We start from the raw sequence: 15,796 nt of genomic DNA on the forward strand, positions 1-15,796 counted from the left end.
ATCGATCTTTCAAAATTCCCTTTAATCATTATAAAATTAAAATTTTAAATCAAATTCATGGATTGGATTATTAATCTTTTCACCAATACGGAGTCAGTGGCACACATCGCCCTACTCTATGCAATAGTGATTGCCATTGGTGTCTATCTAGGCAAGATCAAGATTTTCGGCATCTCGTTGGGTGTAACCTTCGTGCTCTTTGCTGGTATCTTGGCTGGACATGTAGGCTTTACAGGCCCAAAAGAAATCCTCACCTTCGTACAAGACTTTGGATTGATTCTCTTCGTCTTCATGATTGGTTTGCAGGTAGGTCCAGGTTTCTTCGAGAGTTTTAAGAAAGGTGGTGTAACCCTCAATATGTTGTCGGCTTCTGCCATCTTGCTCAACATCCTGGTGATGTTCGGATGTTATTACCTCTTTTTTGACACCAGCAATCCTAACAACCTGCCAATGATGGTAGGTACGCTCTATGGTGCCGTTACCAACACCCCTGGTCTTGGTGCCGCCAACGAGGCTTTGCTCAGCGTTTTCCCTAATGGCGCTCCTAGTATCGCCAACGGTTATGCCTGCGCTTACCCTCTCGGTGTAGTTGGTATCATCGGTGCAACCATCCTTATCAAGTACATCTGTAAGATTGATACAGATGAGGAGGAACAGCAGTTGAACGATGAGGACGCGGCTAACCCTCATGCCAAGGCTCATAATATGCATTTGCGCGTTGAGAACGCTTACATTACTGGAAGAACCTTGAGAGAGGTTTCTGAGTTCTTGAATCGAGACATTGTCTGCTCTCGTATTCTCCACGACGGAGTAGTAAGTATTCCTAACAGCAAGACACATTTCGAGGTTGGCGATGAGTTGCTCGTTGTTTGTGCAGAGGCAGATGCTGAAGCAATCAAGGCTTTCATCGGTCCCGAAGTAGAAGCAGAATGGGATCGCGAGAAGGATGAAGTTCAACATTTCGTATCTCGCCGTATCATCGTTACCCGTCCAGAGATGAATGGTAAGACCCTCGGTAAGATGCACTTCTCCAGTGTATACGGTGTAAACGTTACCCGTATCTCACGCCAGGGTATGGACATCTTTGCTGGCAGAAACCACCACTTCCACGTGGGTGATAAAATCTTGGTTGTAGGTCCAGAAGAGAACGTAAACCGTGTAGCAGAAATTATGGGTAACTCTGTGAAGCGCCTTGATGCACCAAACATCGCTACCATCTTTATCGGTATCATGGTCGGTATCATCTTCGGTTCTCTCCCATTTGCTATTCCAGGCATGCCTGTACCTCTGAAATTGGGTATCGCAGGTGGTCCGCTGATTATCGCTATCCTCATCGGCCGTTTCGGCTATCGCATGAAGCTGGTAACCTATACCACAACTTCGGCTAATATGATGCTGCGAGAAATAGGTTTGGTACTCTTCCTGGCAAGTGTGGGAATCAAGGCTGGTGCCGGATTCTGGGATACAGTGGTACAGGGCGACGGATTGAAATATGTGGGATGCGGTTTCCTCATCACCATCATTCCTATCCTCATCATCGGTACTATCGCTCGATTGAAGTTTAAGTTTAATTACTTTACTATCATGGGTATGCTTGCCGGTACTTATACCGACCCTCCAGCATTGGCTTATGCCAACGCATCATGCTCTAAGGAGGCTCCAGCCGTAGGTTACTCTACTGTATATCCATTGAGTATGTTCCTCCGTATCTTTACAGCTCAGATTGTTGTGCTGTTCTTCTGCGGAGGATAAAGGCTTACAAAAGTTAACAAAACAACTAGTAATAGTTATAAATTATAAAAGAGGTGCACAAAGATAAAAATTTGTGCACCTTTTTTGTTGCCTTTTCAGAAATTATTCGTACCTTTGAGCACAAGAAATAAACCTAATGAATCTATAGAAACATCTGAAGTTTCTACATGATAAAAGAGTATTTCGAAACAAGAAACAATAACCCTATAAAACGTTAGAAGCGTATGAAGAAATTGGGATTTTTGATAACCATGCTAGTCTTCACTTCCTTGCCCACTTGGAGTCAAGGAGCCAAGAGCATCCGTATTACGGAGGTGATGACCAACAACCGTACAAATCTTGTAGATGAGTACGGCCTGCACAAATCATGGGTGGAATTAAGCAATTCCTCCTTTACCACGTATAATGTGCGTGGTATGTTCCTAACCACCGACCGAAGGGTTCTCGACAAGAAAATGTCGCCAGAACTACGCCGCCAACTGATGTGTCCATTACCGAACAATGAACCCCGAACCACACTGGGGGGCAAGAAGAGTATCATCATCTTTGACAGCAGTTCCTGGTACAAAGATGGCCGTAACGGGCATCAATGGAAGGCAAAGGATTCTGCCAACACGGGACCTTTTCATCTCAACCTTATTCTTCAGGAAAAGAAGACCAACTGGATAGCGCTTTATGATGGAAATGCCGTCGACCTGATAGACTCCGTAAGTGTGCCGATATTGGCAGCCGACGAGAGCTACAAGTTGAGCCAGGATTTCAAGACATGGGATAAAGCCATTGCAGGTGCCATAACTCCAGGCTATCTGCCACAGCACGTAGGCTTGAGCAAGGCGCAGCTTCTAAAGAAGCAGGACCCCTACGGCATCGGCATAGCCGTACTTTCAATGGGAATTGTATTCTCTTGTCTCGCCCTGCTCTTCGTCGTATTCTGGGCATTCGGAGCCTACATGAAACACAAACAGCGCATTGCCCGCGCCACAGAGAAGCATGCCACCTTATTATATAAGACGGGTAAGAAGACCATCGAGGTAACGCAAGACCTGAGTCATAAGACCAACGTGATTCTGAAAGATGGTCTGAAAACCAAGGGAATCGATAAGGAAATTTATATGGCAGTGATTTCACTCGCCCTCAAGGAATATCTGGAGGATGTACATGATGTGGAATCTGGCATCATTACCATCAAACCTAAACAGACAAGATGGAATGCTCCGAAATTTAATAATATTAAGTAAAGAACGAAAAGTGAAGAGTGAAGAAACAACGTTCGGCGACCGAGGGGTAAGCCAATTCTACAGCTTTACACTTCATAGAGTTCAATGTTCAAAATTCAAAGGATATGAAGTATCAATATACAGTGAAAGGTATCGACTATGAGGTCGAAATCCAAGATATAGAAGGCAATATCGCCAACGTAACCGTAAATGGCATCCCATTCGAAGTGGAAATGAAACTGCCTGTGAAGGCTGGCAAGCAGAAAGTGAAGTTGAGTGGAGAACAAAAGGAATCAGCACCGACTACCACATCGACCGCAACAGCCACACCGGCAGCAACCACAACAGCAGCCACCCAACCTGCCGCTGCAGCCTCCGGCAAGCCAGTAGTAGCCCCTCTGCCAGGAACCATCAATGAAATCAAGGTGAAGGTGGGCGACAAGGTTAACACTGGCGATACCGTCGTGATCCTTGAAGCCATGAAGATGCAGAACAACATCGAGGCTGAGACTTCCGGAACCATCACCAGCATCAACGTGAACAAGGGCGATGCCGTGATGGAAGGAGATACACTGGTGACTATCGCCTAACACGCGATAAAGCAGGAACAACTATGATTACTCTTTCAAACAAGAAAACTAATCATAAAGTTCAAAGTTCAACTTTCAAAGTTCAAAGTAAATTATGGATTTCATCATACAAAACTTCAATGAGTTCCTGACCTATACTGGCTTTGCAAATGCCACGGCAGGAAATCTCGCCATGATTGTAGTGGGAGCCCTCTTTATCTGGCTTGCCATTAAGAAGGATTTCGAACCGCTTCTTCTGGTTCCTATCGGACTAGGTATCATTCTTGGCAACATCCCCTTCCGTGCAGATGCCGGACTAGAGATTGGCCTGTACGAAGACAACTCAGTATTAAACATTTTCTACCAAGGAGTAAAGCTGGGTTGGTATCCCCCACTCGTCTTCCTGGGTATCGGAGCGATGACAGACTTCTCTGCATTGATATCCAACCCGAAGCTGATTCTGATTGGAGCCGCCGCCCAATTTGGCATCTTCGGTGCTTACATGATAGCCTTAGCGCTAGGTTTCGAACCCAATCAGGCAGCCGGCATTGCCATCATAGGGGGTGCTGACGGACCTACCGCCATCTTCCTGAGCAGTAAGTTAAGTCCTAACCTGATGGGAGCCATCGCCGTTTGTGCCTACTCCTACATGGCATTGGTGCCAGTAATCCAGCCTCCATTGATGCGTCTGCTCACCACCAAGGAAGAGCGTATCATCAAGATGAAGCCAGCCCGCCAGGTATCGCAGACCGAGAAGATTCTCTTCCCAATCGTAGGTTTGCTGCTCACAACCTTCATCGTACCATCGGGACTTCCATTGCTCGGCATGCTCTTCTTTGGAAATCTTCTGAAGGAAAGCGGAAAGACTACCCGACTTGCCAAGACGGCAGGTAGCAGCCTGAATGACATCGTGGTGATGCTGCTCGGACTTACCGTGGGATGCTCCACTCAGGCATCGGAGTTCCTGACACTGAATACCATCAAGATTTTCGCCCTCGGTGCCCTGGCATTCATCATCGCTTCATCCAGCGGTATCCTCTTCGTGAAACTGATGAACCTCTTCCTGCCAAAGGGCAAGAAGCTGAACCCGCTCATCGGAAACGCCGGCGTGAGTGCCGTGCCAATGAGCGCCCGCATCAGTAACAACCTCGGTTTGGAGTACGACCGCCACAACTTCCTGCTCATGCACGCCATGGGCCCTAATGTTGCAGGAGTTATCGGTTCTGCCGTAGCAGCAGGAGCCCTGCTTGGCTTCTTCAATTAAACGATAAAAGGGAATTTGCTCATTTGCAAATTCCCTTTTATCATATATAGGTTTATTACTTCTTTCTATCTTTCCCGAAAAACAGCTTAGCTTTTCCGGATTGTCATTTTACCTTCACGCGAAATGATGATTTCCACCTGATAACTCATACTGCTATCCGGCATCGCCAGCACCACTCTATAATGAACGCCATCAGCATCAACCTTTCTGAACACGATATCACTCAATATCGATTGCTTCAAGAACTCATGAGGAACCTGCTCCTTGAAATCCTCCTTGCGGAAATCTCGACCAAAAATCTTGCGGGAGCCTTGATAGATATTTACATTTACGATATTATCATGGTAAACATTATCAACCTCTACCCCATCATCGTTGTAGTTGCTCTTATAGACCTTGAAAGTTGTAGGATTCACCTGTACATACAGATGCAATTTCTCATCTCCAGCATTCACAACCGTATCACGCTTTACAAGCTTGTTCTGATTAAGTGTCACAGGCTGTTCATGAGAGAATTGCTGCAGATAAGACAGATCATCAGTCTTGACAAGCTTGACAATATCACCATTCTGAACCTTAAACTGGAAAATATGTGCAGCCTGCTTCATGATAGGATACTTGCTCAGATTAGCTCCTTTCATCACGAGCGTATCACCCACGATGTAAAAGTACACAGGCTGGCTGGTAGAATCAGGATAATAGATTGTATCACCTTTAACCCGGAAGACAACATTATCCTCGTCATCTCCATCAAGCCAAATACCCTGCAACAGCTTCTTGGCAGTAGTATCCTCCTTTTGTTCAGGCTGTTCTTTTTCAGACTTCTGTCCACATGCAGCCACCCCCATCAGGAAGCATACCAACAACAAAATGTTAAATGCTTGTTTCATGTTAAATTTAATATTACTCAAAATAATCAGCCTCCTCAAAAGCCTTTGCCTTATTGAGGTCTTTATCTGAGAGTACAACGTTTTCGCCCTCTATAGGCCAAGATATACCTACGGTTTCATCATTCCACCTGATACTAGCCTCATGCTGCGGTGCATAGACGTTATCAACCTTATAAGTAAAAACAGCCTCCTCACTGAGCACAAGGAATCCATGGGCAAAGCCACGAGGAATAAAGAACTGGCGCTTATTATCCTCGCTCAATTCCACCATTATATATTTACCGAAAGTCTTGCTGCTCCGGCGCAAATCAACGGCAACATCCAGAACCTTGCCTTTGATAACACGTACCAGCTTAGCTTGTGAGAATTCACCTTTCTGATAATGAAGTCCGCGCAACACACCGAAACTAGACTTAGACTCGTTGTCTTGTATAAATTCCACATGATGACCTATATGCTCATCAAACTCTGCCTGTTTCCATGCCTCGAAGAAATAACCTCGGGCATCATTGAAAACCTTAGGTTGGATAATCCAAACGCCTTCGATTTCTGTTTCTGTATATTCCATTATACCTTATTTATTTTTTAGGCACAAAGATAATGTTTTTTCTCGGAATGACAAAACAATTAGAACTTTTTATCATTCCGGATAAAATTTTCTTCAAAAACCGTTGGTCTTTTCCGAAAAAATAGCTACCTTTGCAAACGTGAATGAACTAAAAAGACATATAGAGATCCTACTTTTGAGCAACGATTGCGTGATTGTCCCAGAGTTTGGTGGCTTCATGGCTCATCATGTAGATGCACGTTACGATGGCAGAGACAACATGTTTTTGCCACCGCTGAGAACCATTGGCTTTAATCCACAGCTCACAATGAACGATTCACTGCTCGCACTTTCATACGTAGAAACATATGACATCAGCTACCCAGAAGCGCTGAACCGTATTGCAGATGAAGTTGCAGAAATCAAACAGACATTGGAGAATACAGGCAGATTCGAACTCAACGATATCGGCACCATCATATTGAATGAAACCGGCAATTATACTTTCGAACCTTGTGAAGCTGGCATCTTAACACCTGAGCTGTATGGTTTAGGCGGTTTCGACATGCTTCCACTCGCACAGATTTCGAATACGGAAACAGCCGAACATACTACAGTCGTTGAGATGACTGCAGACGAATACAAGCCTGCGCAGCAGAGAGAGAGTTCCGACATTAAGAAAGAGGCAAACATTGTCTCTGCCAACAACTCCGTATTCATCAACGAAGAAGAGGAAGAAGAGAACTCAAGTACAGAATTTATCAGTATCCGAAAGAGTTGGCTTCGCAATATAGCTGCAGCCTGCATCGCCATCATTGCTTTTTTCACACTTTCTACCCCATTAGGCACTTCTAATGTCCAGAAGAGTCAAATCGACACAGGTATGCTTACCAAGGTAATGCCTAAGGAATTGACACAGCCTGCCCACGAGTTGGTATTAGCCAACAATGTTCAGGCTGCAGAAACCCCTGCCGCCAATACTGGCAAGATGACCCAGGACAGCGAAATAACCACCACATCTTCTGCCTATTACAGCATTGTACTGGCTAGCCGTATTACCAAGCGCAATGCTGCCACATACGCAGAATATTTACAGAACAAGGGGTTCAAGGAAGCTCGAGTACTTATCACCGATACCAATGTAAAAGTAATCTACGGATCGTACAGCACAGAAAATGAGGCATATACAGCTCTCAATCGCTTACACAGCTATGAGGAGTTCACGGATGGCTGGATTACAAAAGTAAAGGAATAATCAAGAAACAAAAGAAATAAAGAAAAAAACATATGAAAAGAGTACGCTGCCCGAAATGCGATAATTTCATCACATTCGATGAAACCAAGTATGAAGCAGGTCAAAGCCTCGTCTTCGTTTGCCCAAACTGCAACAAACAGTTTGGAATCCGCATGGGTGTATCCAAACTTCGCGAAACCCGCAAGGAAGAGACTATAGACGAAAATGCCAATGAAAACGGCGTGGGTTCTATCGTAGTTATCGAGAACGTATTCGCATACAAGCAGGTCATTCCACTTCAAATGGGTGATAATGTAATTGGCAGATACATGAAAAACAGTGGCATCAACTGTCCTATTGAGACTGTAGACCCTAGCGTAGACATGAACCACTGCGTCATCAATGTCAGCCGCGACAAAAAAGGACGTTTAAAGTACGTTCTCCGCGATGGTCCAAGCTATACAGGAACCTTCGTAGACAATGAGATATTGGGCGACCGTGAACGACGTGTCATCGAAGACGGTACCCTCTTCACCATCGGAGCAACGAGTATCATTCTCAGAACGGCTGATAGCGAAGAAAAATAAAAGAAAAAATAGAAGACAAGATAAAATGAAAGAAAAACCGTCTTTATTATCACCATTCGGGATAATATAGACGGTTTTTCTGTCCCTTTTACTAACTATCTGCAAGAATTTTCCTTGTTTCCGTAATCTTTTTGCTAATATTTTCTTTAAATTGAAAGAAAATATGTACCTTTGCAACTGAAAATTAGAAACACGTTAGGTTATGGATGTAGCAATCGTAAAATACAATGCCGGAAACATCTATTCGGTAGTCAACGCCATGAAGCGTTTAGGGATTGAGCCTATGCTCACCGATGATGCCGAAATACTTCAGAAAGCAGACCGTGTACTCTTCCCGGGACAAGGTCAAGCTCGAGAAGCCATGGATTATCTAAAGGCACACAAACTGGATCAAGTGATAAAAAACTTGAAACAACCCGTCCTGGGCATCTGCGTAGGGCAGCAACTGTTGTGCCGTCACTCGGAGGAAGGCAATGTAGACTGCATCGGCATCTTTGATGTAGATGTAAAGCGTTTTCAACCGCAGAAGCATGAAGACAAAGTGCCAGCTATGGGATGGAATGAGATTTACGATTTGAAAACAGACCTTTATAGGGGATTCGGCAACAGAATTGACGAAACAGACGAAGTCATTTCAGATGCCTTATCACATCCCTACTCTTATTTCGTACATAGTTATTATGTACCTCTCTGCGAGGAGACAATCGCCAAGGCAGATTATATTCTTCCCTACAGCGCATCGCTCCACAAAGATAATTTCTTCACTTGCCAATTTCATCCGGAAAAAAGCAGCAAGGTGGGAGAACAGATTATAAAGAACTTCTTAGAGATAAAAGAAATATGATAGAATTAATTCCAGCCATCGACTTGATTAATGGTCAGTGTGTCAGACTTACCAAGGGCGACTACGACCAGAAAAAAGTCTACAATGATAATCCTGCCGAAGTGGCTAAACAATTTGAAAGTCTGGGATTTAAGAGACTTCATGTAGTAGACCTGGACGGTGCCAAATCAAAGCACATCGTGAATGATGCCGTACTGAAAGCCATCACTGCAGAGACAAATCTTGTGGTTGATTTTGGCGGTGGCATCAAGACCGAGGAAGATATAGAGAAGGCTTTTGCCGCTGGGGCAACGATGGTAACAGTGGGTAGTATCGCCGTGACCAATCCCGACCTTTTTATGGAATGGCTGGACAAGTATGGAGCAGATAAACTCATTCTGGGAGCCGATGTAAGAAACGGCAAGATTTCCATCAATGGCTGGAAAGAAGATTCTTCAGAAGACCTTCTTCCATTCCTCAAGAAGTACATTGATAAAGGAGTGCGCTACGTACTCTGCACGGAAATCAGCAAGGACGGAACCTTACAGGGTCCAGCCATCGACCTATATAAAAAGGTTATGGAAACCTATCCTCAGTTGCATCTCATCGCTTCTGGCGGTGTAAGCTGCAATGAAGACATACTGGCTTTGGAAGCCACTGGCATTCCTGCCGTAGTCTTTGGAAAAGCATTCTACGAGGGTAAAATCAATATTGAAAAGCTGGTTGTTAGTGATTAGTTGTTAGTGATTAGTGATTAGCTAGGAGTTAAGTAATCATAAAGTTCAAAGTCCAATGTTCAAAGTTCAAAGTAAAAAAGGCTTGGCAAAACGAATCGTCCCTTGCCTCGATGTCAAGAACGGAGAGACAGTAAAGGGTACCAACTTCGTCAACCTCCGTAGTGCAGGCGATCCAGTAGAACTGGGTAAAGCCTATAGCGATGCCGGAGCCGACGAACTCGTCTTTCTCGACATTACTGCCAGCTTCGAAGAGCGCAAGACCTTTACCGATATGGTGACTCGTGTGGCTGCCGAAATCAACATTCCATTTACTGTGGGCGGTGGCATCAACGAGCTTAAAGACGTTGATCGTCTATTGAATGCAGGAGCCGACAAGGTGAGCATCAACAGTGCTGCCATCCGACATCCTGAACTCATCAATGAGATAGCCAATCATTACGGTTCTCAGGTTTGCGTATGCGCCATTGATGCCCGCCTGGATGCAGATGGATGGCATTGCTACGTGAAGGGTGGCCGAGAACGGGTAGAACTTGGCTTGTTCGACTGGGCAAAGGAAGTAGCTGACCGCGGTGCTGGCGAGATTCTCTTCACCAGTATGGATCATGACGGCGTAAAGCAAGGTTTTGCCAACGAAGCTCTTGCCCGACTGGCCGAAGAGGTAAGTATCCCAATCATCGCATCAGGTGGCGCAGGCAAGATGGAGCATTTCCGTGATGCATTCACATTAGGAAAAGCTGATGCAGCCTTGGCAGCCAGCGTCTTCCACTTTGGCGAAATCGCCATTCCTGACCTCAAGCACTACTTGAGAGAAGAAGGTATCAACGTGAGAATATAAAAAGAAAATAAACTGTTTAAACAAGATACAATGGAAATAGATTTTGAAAAAATGGGTGGACTTGTTCCGGCAATCATCCAGGACGCAGTAACCAAAAACGTCTTGATGCTTGGCTTCATGAACAAGGAAGCATACGATAAAACCATAGAAACAAAGAAGGTAACCTTCTGGAGCCGCTCCAGAAACTTCCTTTGGACAAAAGGCGAGACATCAGGAAATTTCCTCAACCTCGTCAGCATCCAGAACGATTGCGATAACGACACCTTATTGGTAAAGGTACATCCAGACGGACCTACCTGCCACAAGGGTACAGATACTTGCTGGGCAGAAGAGAACACTCTGAATCCGATTCTCTTCCTGTCAGAACTTCAAGACTTCATTGATAAGCGCCATGAAGAGATGCCAGAAGGCAGCTATACAACAAGTCTTTTCAAGAAAGGCGTTAACAAAATGGCACAAAAGGTTGGAGAAGAAGCAGTTGAGACTATCATCGAAGCCACAAACGGCAATGACGAAAAGCTCATCTACGAAAGTTCAGACCTCCTCTACCATCTCATCGTATTGCTCACCAGCAAGGGCTTGAGAATAGAAGATGTAGTGAAGGAATTACAGATGCGCCACGACCCGGAATGGGATAAGAAACGCCGCATAGCCAAAAGCAAGGGCGAGATGAAATAAACCAATAACAAAGAGAAAAAATTAGGAGATGTTAATAGATTATCAAAATGTAAGCATATACCAAGCCGACAAATGCATCCTCAAGGACATCAATTTCCATATTGATGAAGGCGAGTTTGCTTACCTTATCGGTAAAGTGGGATCTGGTAAGAGTTCTCTTTTAAAGACTCTTTATTGCGAGCTTGATCTAGTAGAAGGCGAAACCGAGAAAGCAGAAATCCTCGGTAGAGACCTCAAGACCATCAAGCGCAAGGAAATACCAGCATTACGCAAAGAACTGGGCATTATCTTCCAGGACTTCCAGCTGCTCCACGACCGCACAGTCCGCAAGAACTTTGAGTTCGTGCTCAAGGCAACTAAATGGAAGGGAAAGAAAGAAATCACCCAGCGCATTGAGGAAGTTCTCAACGAGGTTGGCATGATAGATAAAATCGACAAGATGCCTCATGAACTCTCTGGCGGTGAGCAGCAGCGTGTGGCTATAGCAAGAGCTCTGCTCAACAATCCTAAGATTATCATCGCAGATGAGCCTACGGGCAATCTCGACCCAGAGACTGCCACCAACATTGTGAGTCTGCTGAAAGACATCACCAAACAAGGCACCGCCGTAGTGATGACAACTCACAACATCCCGATGCTTGACAAATTCCCAGGTATCGTATATCGCTGCAAAGACGGAATTTTACGCGACGTAACAAAAGAATACAATCACATCGACCTCACTGAAGATGGCGAGGAGAATTAAATGAAATGTAAATTATAAATTATTAAAATATTACGACTATGAAGGTAATGAAATTCGGAGGTACTTCTGTAGGCTCACCAGAGCGCATGAAGGGAGTAGCCTCTTTGGTTACAGAATCAGGTGAACCAACTTTCATCGTATTGTCTGCGATGAGCGGTACAACAAACTCTCTCGTTGAGATCTCTGACTATCTTTACAAGAAGAACCCAGAGGGTGCAAACGAGGTAATCAACAACTTGGAGAAGAAATACATGCAGCACGTGGAAGAGCTCTACTCTACAGATGAGATGAAACAGACCACACGTGAGTTCCTGCAGGGAGAGTTCAACTATCTCCGCTCATTTACCAAGGATCTCTTCACTTCTTTCGAGGAGAAGAGCATCGTAGCTCAAGGTGAGATGATGAGCACCAACATGGTTGTAAACTACTTGAAGGAACAGGGCGTAAAGGCAGTATTGCTCAACGCATTGGATTTCATGCGCACAGACAAGAATGCTGAGCCAGACCCACAGTACATCAAGGAAAAGCTTGCCGCTCTCATGGAGGAGAACCAGGGCTATCAGATTTACATCACCCAGGGCTTCATCTGCCGCAATGCTTACGGTGAGATAGACAACCTCCAGCGTGGTGGTAGCGACTACACAGCATCACTCATCGGTGCAGCTCTCCCGGCTGAGGAGATTCAGATTTGGACAGATATCGACGGTATGCACAATAACGACCCTCGTATAGTTGAGCACACAGAAGCTGTTCGCCAGCTTAACTTTGAAGAGGCTGCCGAGTTGGCTTACTTCGGTGCAAAGATTCTCCACCCTACCTGCGTACAGCCAGCTAAGTATGCCGGCATTCCTGTACGCTTGAAGAACACCATGGATCCAAAGGCTGACGGTACCATCATCGACAACGTCATCGTTCGTGGCAAGATCAAGGCTGTTGCTGCCAAAGACAACATCACAGCTATCAAGATTAAGAGTAGCCGCATGTTGCTCGCCACAGGTTTCCTGCGCAAGGTATTTGAAATCTTCGAGAGCTACCAGACTCCCATCGACATGATTGCTACCTCAGAGGTAGGCGTGAGCATGAGTATCGACAACGACACTCACCTCAACGACATCGTCAATGAGCTGAAGAAGTATGGTACTGTTACCGTAGATGCAGACATGTGTATCATCTGCGTTGTTGGTGACCTGGATTGGAGCAATGTAGGCTTCGAGACCATCGCAACCGATGCATTGAAGAATATCCCTATCCGCATGGTTTCATACGGTGGCAGCAACTACAACATCTCATTCCTCATCAAGGAAAGAGACAAGAAGCAGGCATTACAGAACTTGAGCAAGGTATTGTTCGAGAAGTAATATAACAGTGAAGAACGAAGAGTGAAGAGTGGAGAATTCGTATGTAATGATTCCTGTCCACTCTTCGTTTGATTTCTAATTTGACTATAATAAAATTTTAATTTAAAACTAAGCGAAATGAAAGGAACATTTCCGATAGACAAATTTCAGGAGATACAGACTCCATTTTACTATTACGACACCAATGTGTTGCGCCAAACCTTGAAGACCATCAACGAAGAGGCTGGCAAACATCCGGGATTTGAGGTTCACTATGCCGTGAAGGCAAACGCCAATCCTAAGGTGCTCAACATCATCTGTCAGGCAGGATTAGGAGCCGACTGCGTGAGCGGAGGAGAGATTCAGGCTGCCATCAAGGCAGGTTTCCCTGCCAGCAAGATTGTATATGCAGGTGTAGGCAAGAGTGATTGGGAAATCAATCTCGGTCTGGAGAAGGGCATCTTCTGCTTCAATGTAGAGAGCATTCCGGAACTTGAGATTATTAACGAACTTGCAGAAAAACAGAATAAGATAGCTCAGGTTTGCTTCCGCATCAACCCTGATGTGGGCGCTCATACTCATGCCAACATCACAACCGGTCTGGCAGAGAACAAGTTCGGTATCGCCATGCGCGATATGGAGAGCGTCATCGAGGAAGCTGCAAAAATGAAGAACATCAAGTTCCTGGGACTTCACTTCCACATTGGTAGTCAGATACTTGACATGGGTGACTTCGAGGCTCTCTGCAACCGAATCAACGAGTTGCAGAACCAGCTGGAAGCTCATCATATCGTGGTTAAGAACATCAACGTAGGTGGTGGCCTGGGCATCGATTATAACCACCCTAACCGTGTACCAATCCCTGACTTCAAGGATTACTTTGATACATACGCCAAGAAGTTGAAGTTGCGTGATGGTCAGAAACTCCACTTCGAGTTAGGTCGTGCCGTAGTAGGTCAGATGGGAAGCCTCATCACCAAGACCCTCTACATCAAACAGGGTACAGCCAAGCAGTTCGCCATCGTTGATGCCGGAATGACCGATTTGATTCGCCCTGCCCTCTATCAGGCATATCACAAAATCGAGAATATCTCCAGCGATGAACCTATGGAGACATACGATGTGGTAGGCCCTATCTGTGAATCAAGCGATGTATTCGCTAAGGCAACCGACTTGAACAAGACCCATCGCGGCGACCTCATCGCTCTCCGCTCTGCCGGCGCTTACGGTGAGATTATGGCGAGTCAGTACAATTGCCGTCAGTTGCCAAAGGGTTACATCACTGAAGACTTTTAAAGTCAAATGCCGTATGCCCCCAGAAGGGCAAAAGCATAAGAAATACGAGAAAAAGAAATGATGACAATTAGTTTAACAACTATTATAGCTGGCGCAGCAGTGGTTTTATTGGCGATTCTCGGATCGCTGATAAACCCATTCCTGCGCTCGCTGCGTTTTCCTAAAACAGAGGAAAATGAGGAAGATACTCCGGTATCCAAAGAACCGATAACAGTAATTATTACCGCTCATGATAATCTGCCCGAACTGGAACGCAACCTCCCGCTGTTCCTCAAGCAGCAATACGCTGCCGATTATCAGGTCATCGTAGTCTGCCAAAGCACAGATGCAGAAACCCAGGACTATCTCAAGCGCTTGTCTGCAGAGAATCCTCATCTGTATTATACATACATTCCTGAGAGTTCCCGCTATATGAGCCGCAAGAAATTGCAGATTACGCTCGGTGTAAAAGCAGCCAAGTATGAATGGATCATCCTCACCGAGCCAAACTGCAAGCCAAAGAACGACAATTGGCTGACAGCCATGTCTCAACACTTCTGTCAATCATGCAATCTGGTCCTGGGCTATGTAGAACTGGATGAAGAAACCAAAGGAGTCCGCCGCTTCGACAGCATACGCAAGGCATTCTATCTGTTAAGACGTGCCCAGCACTCTTATGGCTATCGCAGCCACATGCCAAACGTAGCTTTCCGCAAGAGCCAGTTCATGCAGGAACAAGGCTACCAGGGCAACCTGGAGTATGTACGTGGAGAATATGATTTCCTTGTCAACAAGTATGGACAACTGGGAGAAACAGCTGTAGTATTGGATAGCGATGCCTGGCTGGTCCGTGACGAACCAACCAACAAGTCATGGCACAACGCCCACCTCTATCACCTGTCATCACGAAAGAGTTTAGATAGGGCGAAATCGATGCGTACTCTGATGTTCTTCGATCATCTCTTCCCTCATCTCAGCCTCATTGCTTCTATTGCAGTATTAGCTTTCGCCATCATCACGCAGGATTGGCTCTTAACGGGAATAGCCGGCTTCGCTCTCCTGTTGCTCTTCCTGCTCCGCATGATCATTGCCATCAAGGCCATCAGGCACTTCGACGATGAGATGAACATCATCAAGTTGCCGTTCTATGAATATGGAATCATCTGGAGAAACCTCGCCAACAAGATAAGATATTGGCGTGCAGACAAGAATGACTTCACCAGCCATAAGCTGTAAGATACCGGAGAAATAGATTTCGGGAAATAGATTACAAGAGGAAAATCTGGATTAAAGGATTTTAAAAAGA

At 45.3% G+C, this 15,796-nt stretch carries 16 protein-coding genes; 14 read left to right on the top strand and 2 right to left on the bottom strand.

Translation table 11 applies throughout. The features are described from left to right. The first annotated feature begins 57 nt into the window (after positions 1-57). The 4 genes from ACTQ16_RS10405 to ACTQ16_RS10420 all read left to right on the top strand — a co-directional run bounded on the left by ACTQ16_RS10405 (position 58) and on the right by ACTQ16_RS10420 (position 4,802). On the top strand, positions 58-1,752 hold the full coding sequence (locus ACTQ16_RS10405) for a putative transporter (protein WP_295347418.1): 1,695 nt from the start codon (positions 58-60) through the stop codon (positions 1,750-1,752). Positions 1,753-1,976: 224 nt separating this feature from the next. Further along, complete coding sequence (locus ACTQ16_RS10410; RefSeq protein WP_297158707.1) at positions 1,977-2,990, top strand: OadG family protein; 1,014 nt, start codon at positions 1,977-1,979, stop codon at positions 2,988-2,990. A gap of 104 nt (positions 2,991-3,094) precedes the next feature. Beyond that, a complete protein-coding gene (locus tag ACTQ16_RS10415) occupies positions 3,095-3,559 on the top strand; it encodes a biotin/lipoyl-containing protein (protein WP_441931994.1) in 465 nt (154 codons plus the stop codon). A gap of 94 nt (positions 3,560-3,653) precedes the next feature. Further along, the gene (locus ACTQ16_RS10420; RefSeq protein ID WP_441931993.1) at positions 3,654-4,802 is read left to right on the top strand and encodes a sodium ion-translocating decarboxylase subunit beta; all 1,149 of its coding nucleotides are present in this window, start codon (positions 3,654-3,656) and stop codon (positions 4,800-4,802) included. A gap of 86 nt (positions 4,803-4,888) precedes the next feature. On the opposite strand, the gene ACTQ16_RS10425 is transcribed toward ACTQ16_RS10420, so the two are convergent. Beyond that, positions 4,889-5,692, bottom strand: a complete 804-nt coding sequence (locus ACTQ16_RS10425; protein WP_153122839.1) for a DUF4738 domain-containing protein — start codon at positions 5,690-5,692, stop codon at positions 4,889-4,891. Between the two features lie 13 nt (positions 5,693-5,705). Beyond that, entirely contained in the window at positions 5,706-6,260 is a 555-nt protein-coding gene (gene rfbC, locus ACTQ16_RS10430; RefSeq protein ID WP_153122837.1) for a dTDP-4-dehydrorhamnose 3,5-epimerase, read from the bottom strand. A gap of 139 nt (positions 6,261-6,399) precedes the next feature. Here rfbC and ACTQ16_RS10435 point away from each other — a divergent pair, with 139 nt between their 5' ends. The 10 genes from ACTQ16_RS10435 to ACTQ16_RS10480 all read left to right on the top strand — a co-directional run bounded on the left by ACTQ16_RS10435 (position 6,400) and on the right by ACTQ16_RS10480 (position 15,726). After that, complete coding sequence (locus ACTQ16_RS10435) at positions 6,400-7,494, top strand: SPOR domain-containing protein (protein WP_295347408.1); 1,095 nt, start codon at positions 6,400-6,402, stop codon at positions 7,492-7,494. Positions 7,495-7,526: 32 nt separating this feature from the next. After that, a complete protein-coding gene (locus tag ACTQ16_RS10440) occupies positions 7,527-8,060 on the top strand; it encodes an FHA domain-containing protein (protein ID WP_153122835.1) in 534 nt (177 codons plus the stop codon). A gap of 202 nt (positions 8,061-8,262) precedes the next feature. Next, complete coding sequence (gene hisH / locus ACTQ16_RS10445; protein WP_294968158.1) at positions 8,263-8,904, top strand: imidazole glycerol phosphate synthase subunit HisH; 642 nt, start codon at positions 8,263-8,265, stop codon at positions 8,902-8,904. Continuing rightward, entirely contained in the window at positions 8,901-9,620 is a 720-nt protein-coding gene (gene hisA / locus ACTQ16_RS10450) for a 1-(5-phosphoribosyl)-5-[(5-phosphoribosylamino)methylideneamino]imidazole-4-carboxamide isomerase (protein ID WP_294968155.1), read from the top strand. The genes hisH and hisA overlap by 4 nt, the downstream gene beginning before the upstream one ends. Positions 9,621-9,675: 55 nt before the next feature. Then, the gene (hisF, locus tag ACTQ16_RS10455) at positions 9,676-10,455 is read left to right on the top strand and encodes an imidazole glycerol phosphate synthase subunit HisF (protein WP_153122829.1); all 780 of its coding nucleotides are present in this window, start codon (positions 9,676-9,678) and stop codon (positions 10,453-10,455) included. 30 nt (positions 10,456-10,485) lie between these two features. Continuing rightward, complete coding sequence (gene hisIE, locus ACTQ16_RS10460; protein WP_441931991.1) at positions 10,486-11,133, top strand: bifunctional phosphoribosyl-AMP cyclohydrolase/phosphoribosyl-ATP diphosphatase HisIE; 648 nt, start codon at positions 10,486-10,488, stop codon at positions 11,131-11,133. Between the two features lie 28 nt (positions 11,134-11,161). Next, positions 11,162-11,878: a cell division ATP-binding protein FtsE gene (locus ACTQ16_RS10465; protein ID WP_153122825.1), complete on the top strand. Its 717-nt coding sequence runs from the start codon at positions 11,162-11,164 to the stop codon at positions 11,876-11,878. A gap of 38 nt (positions 11,879-11,916) precedes the next feature. Beyond that, the gene (locus ACTQ16_RS10470; RefSeq protein ID WP_217759855.1) at positions 11,917-13,236 is read left to right on the top strand and encodes an aspartate kinase; all 1,320 of its coding nucleotides are present in this window, start codon (positions 11,917-11,919) and stop codon (positions 13,234-13,236) included. 117 nt (positions 13,237-13,353) lie between these two features. Beyond that, complete coding sequence (gene lysA, locus ACTQ16_RS10475) at positions 13,354-14,511, top strand: diaminopimelate decarboxylase (RefSeq protein WP_153122821.1); 1,158 nt, start codon at positions 13,354-13,356, stop codon at positions 14,509-14,511. A 57-nt stretch (positions 14,512-14,568) separates the two neighbouring features. Then, entirely contained in the window at positions 14,569-15,726 is a 1,158-nt protein-coding gene (locus ACTQ16_RS10480; RefSeq protein ID WP_294968141.1) for a glycosyl transferase family 2, read from the top strand. The last annotated feature ends 70 nt before the right edge of the window (positions 15,727-15,796 follow it).

It is taken from the genome of Prevotella sp. LCP21S3_D2 (genome assembly GCF_052118345.1).
Lineage (GTDB): Bacteria > Bacteroidota > Bacteroidia > Bacteroidales > Bacteroidaceae > Prevotella.

What these genes read in the sequence shown, in the direction of transcription:
- ACTQ16_RS10405 (WP_295347418.1), top strand. Translation starts at nt 58, where the DNA reads ATGGATTGGATTATTAATCTTTTCACCAATACGGAGTCAGTGGCACAC.
- ACTQ16_RS10410 (WP_297158707.1), top strand. Translation starts at nt 1,977, where the DNA reads ATGAAGAAATTGGGATTTTTGATAACCATGCTAGTCTTCACTTCCTTG.
- ACTQ16_RS10415 (WP_441931994.1), top strand. Translation starts at nt 3,095, where the DNA reads ATGAAGTATCAATATACAGTGAAAGGTATCGACTATGAGGTCGAAATC.
- ACTQ16_RS10420 (WP_441931993.1), top strand. Translation starts at nt 3,654, where the DNA reads ATGGATTTCATCATACAAAACTTCAATGAGTTCCTGACCTATACTGGC.
- ACTQ16_RS10425 (WP_153122839.1), bottom strand. Translation starts at nt 5,692, where the DNA reads ATGAAACAAGCATTTAACATTTTGTTGTTGGTATGCTTCCTGATGGGG.
- rfbC (WP_153122837.1), bottom strand. Translation starts at nt 6,260, where the DNA reads ATGGAATATACAGAAACAGAAATCGAAGGCGTTTGGATTATCCAACCT.
- ACTQ16_RS10440 (WP_153122835.1), top strand. Translation starts at nt 7,527, where the DNA reads ATGAAAAGAGTACGCTGCCCGAAATGCGATAATTTCATCACATTCGAT.
- hisH (WP_294968158.1), top strand. Translation starts at nt 8,263, where the DNA reads ATGGATGTAGCAATCGTAAAATACAATGCCGGAAACATCTATTCGGTA.
- hisA (WP_294968155.1), top strand. Translation starts at nt 8,901, where the DNA reads ATGATAGAATTAATTCCAGCCATCGACTTGATTAATGGTCAGTGTGTC.
- hisF (WP_153122829.1), top strand. Translation starts at nt 9,676, where the DNA reads ATGTTCAAAGTTCAAAGTAAAAAAGGCTTGGCAAAACGAATCGTCCCT.
- hisIE (WP_441931991.1), top strand. Translation starts at nt 10,486, where the DNA reads ATGGAAATAGATTTTGAAAAAATGGGTGGACTTGTTCCGGCAATCATC.
- ACTQ16_RS10465 (WP_153122825.1), top strand. Translation starts at nt 11,162, where the DNA reads ATGTTAATAGATTATCAAAATGTAAGCATATACCAAGCCGACAAATGC.
- ACTQ16_RS10470 (WP_217759855.1), top strand. Translation starts at nt 11,917, where the DNA reads ATGAAGGTAATGAAATTCGGAGGTACTTCTGTAGGCTCACCAGAGCGC.
- lysA (WP_153122821.1), top strand. Translation starts at nt 13,354, where the DNA reads ATGAAAGGAACATTTCCGATAGACAAATTTCAGGAGATACAGACTCCA.
- ACTQ16_RS10480 (WP_294968141.1), top strand. Translation starts at nt 14,569, where the DNA reads ATGATGACAATTAGTTTAACAACTATTATAGCTGGCGCAGCAGTGGTT.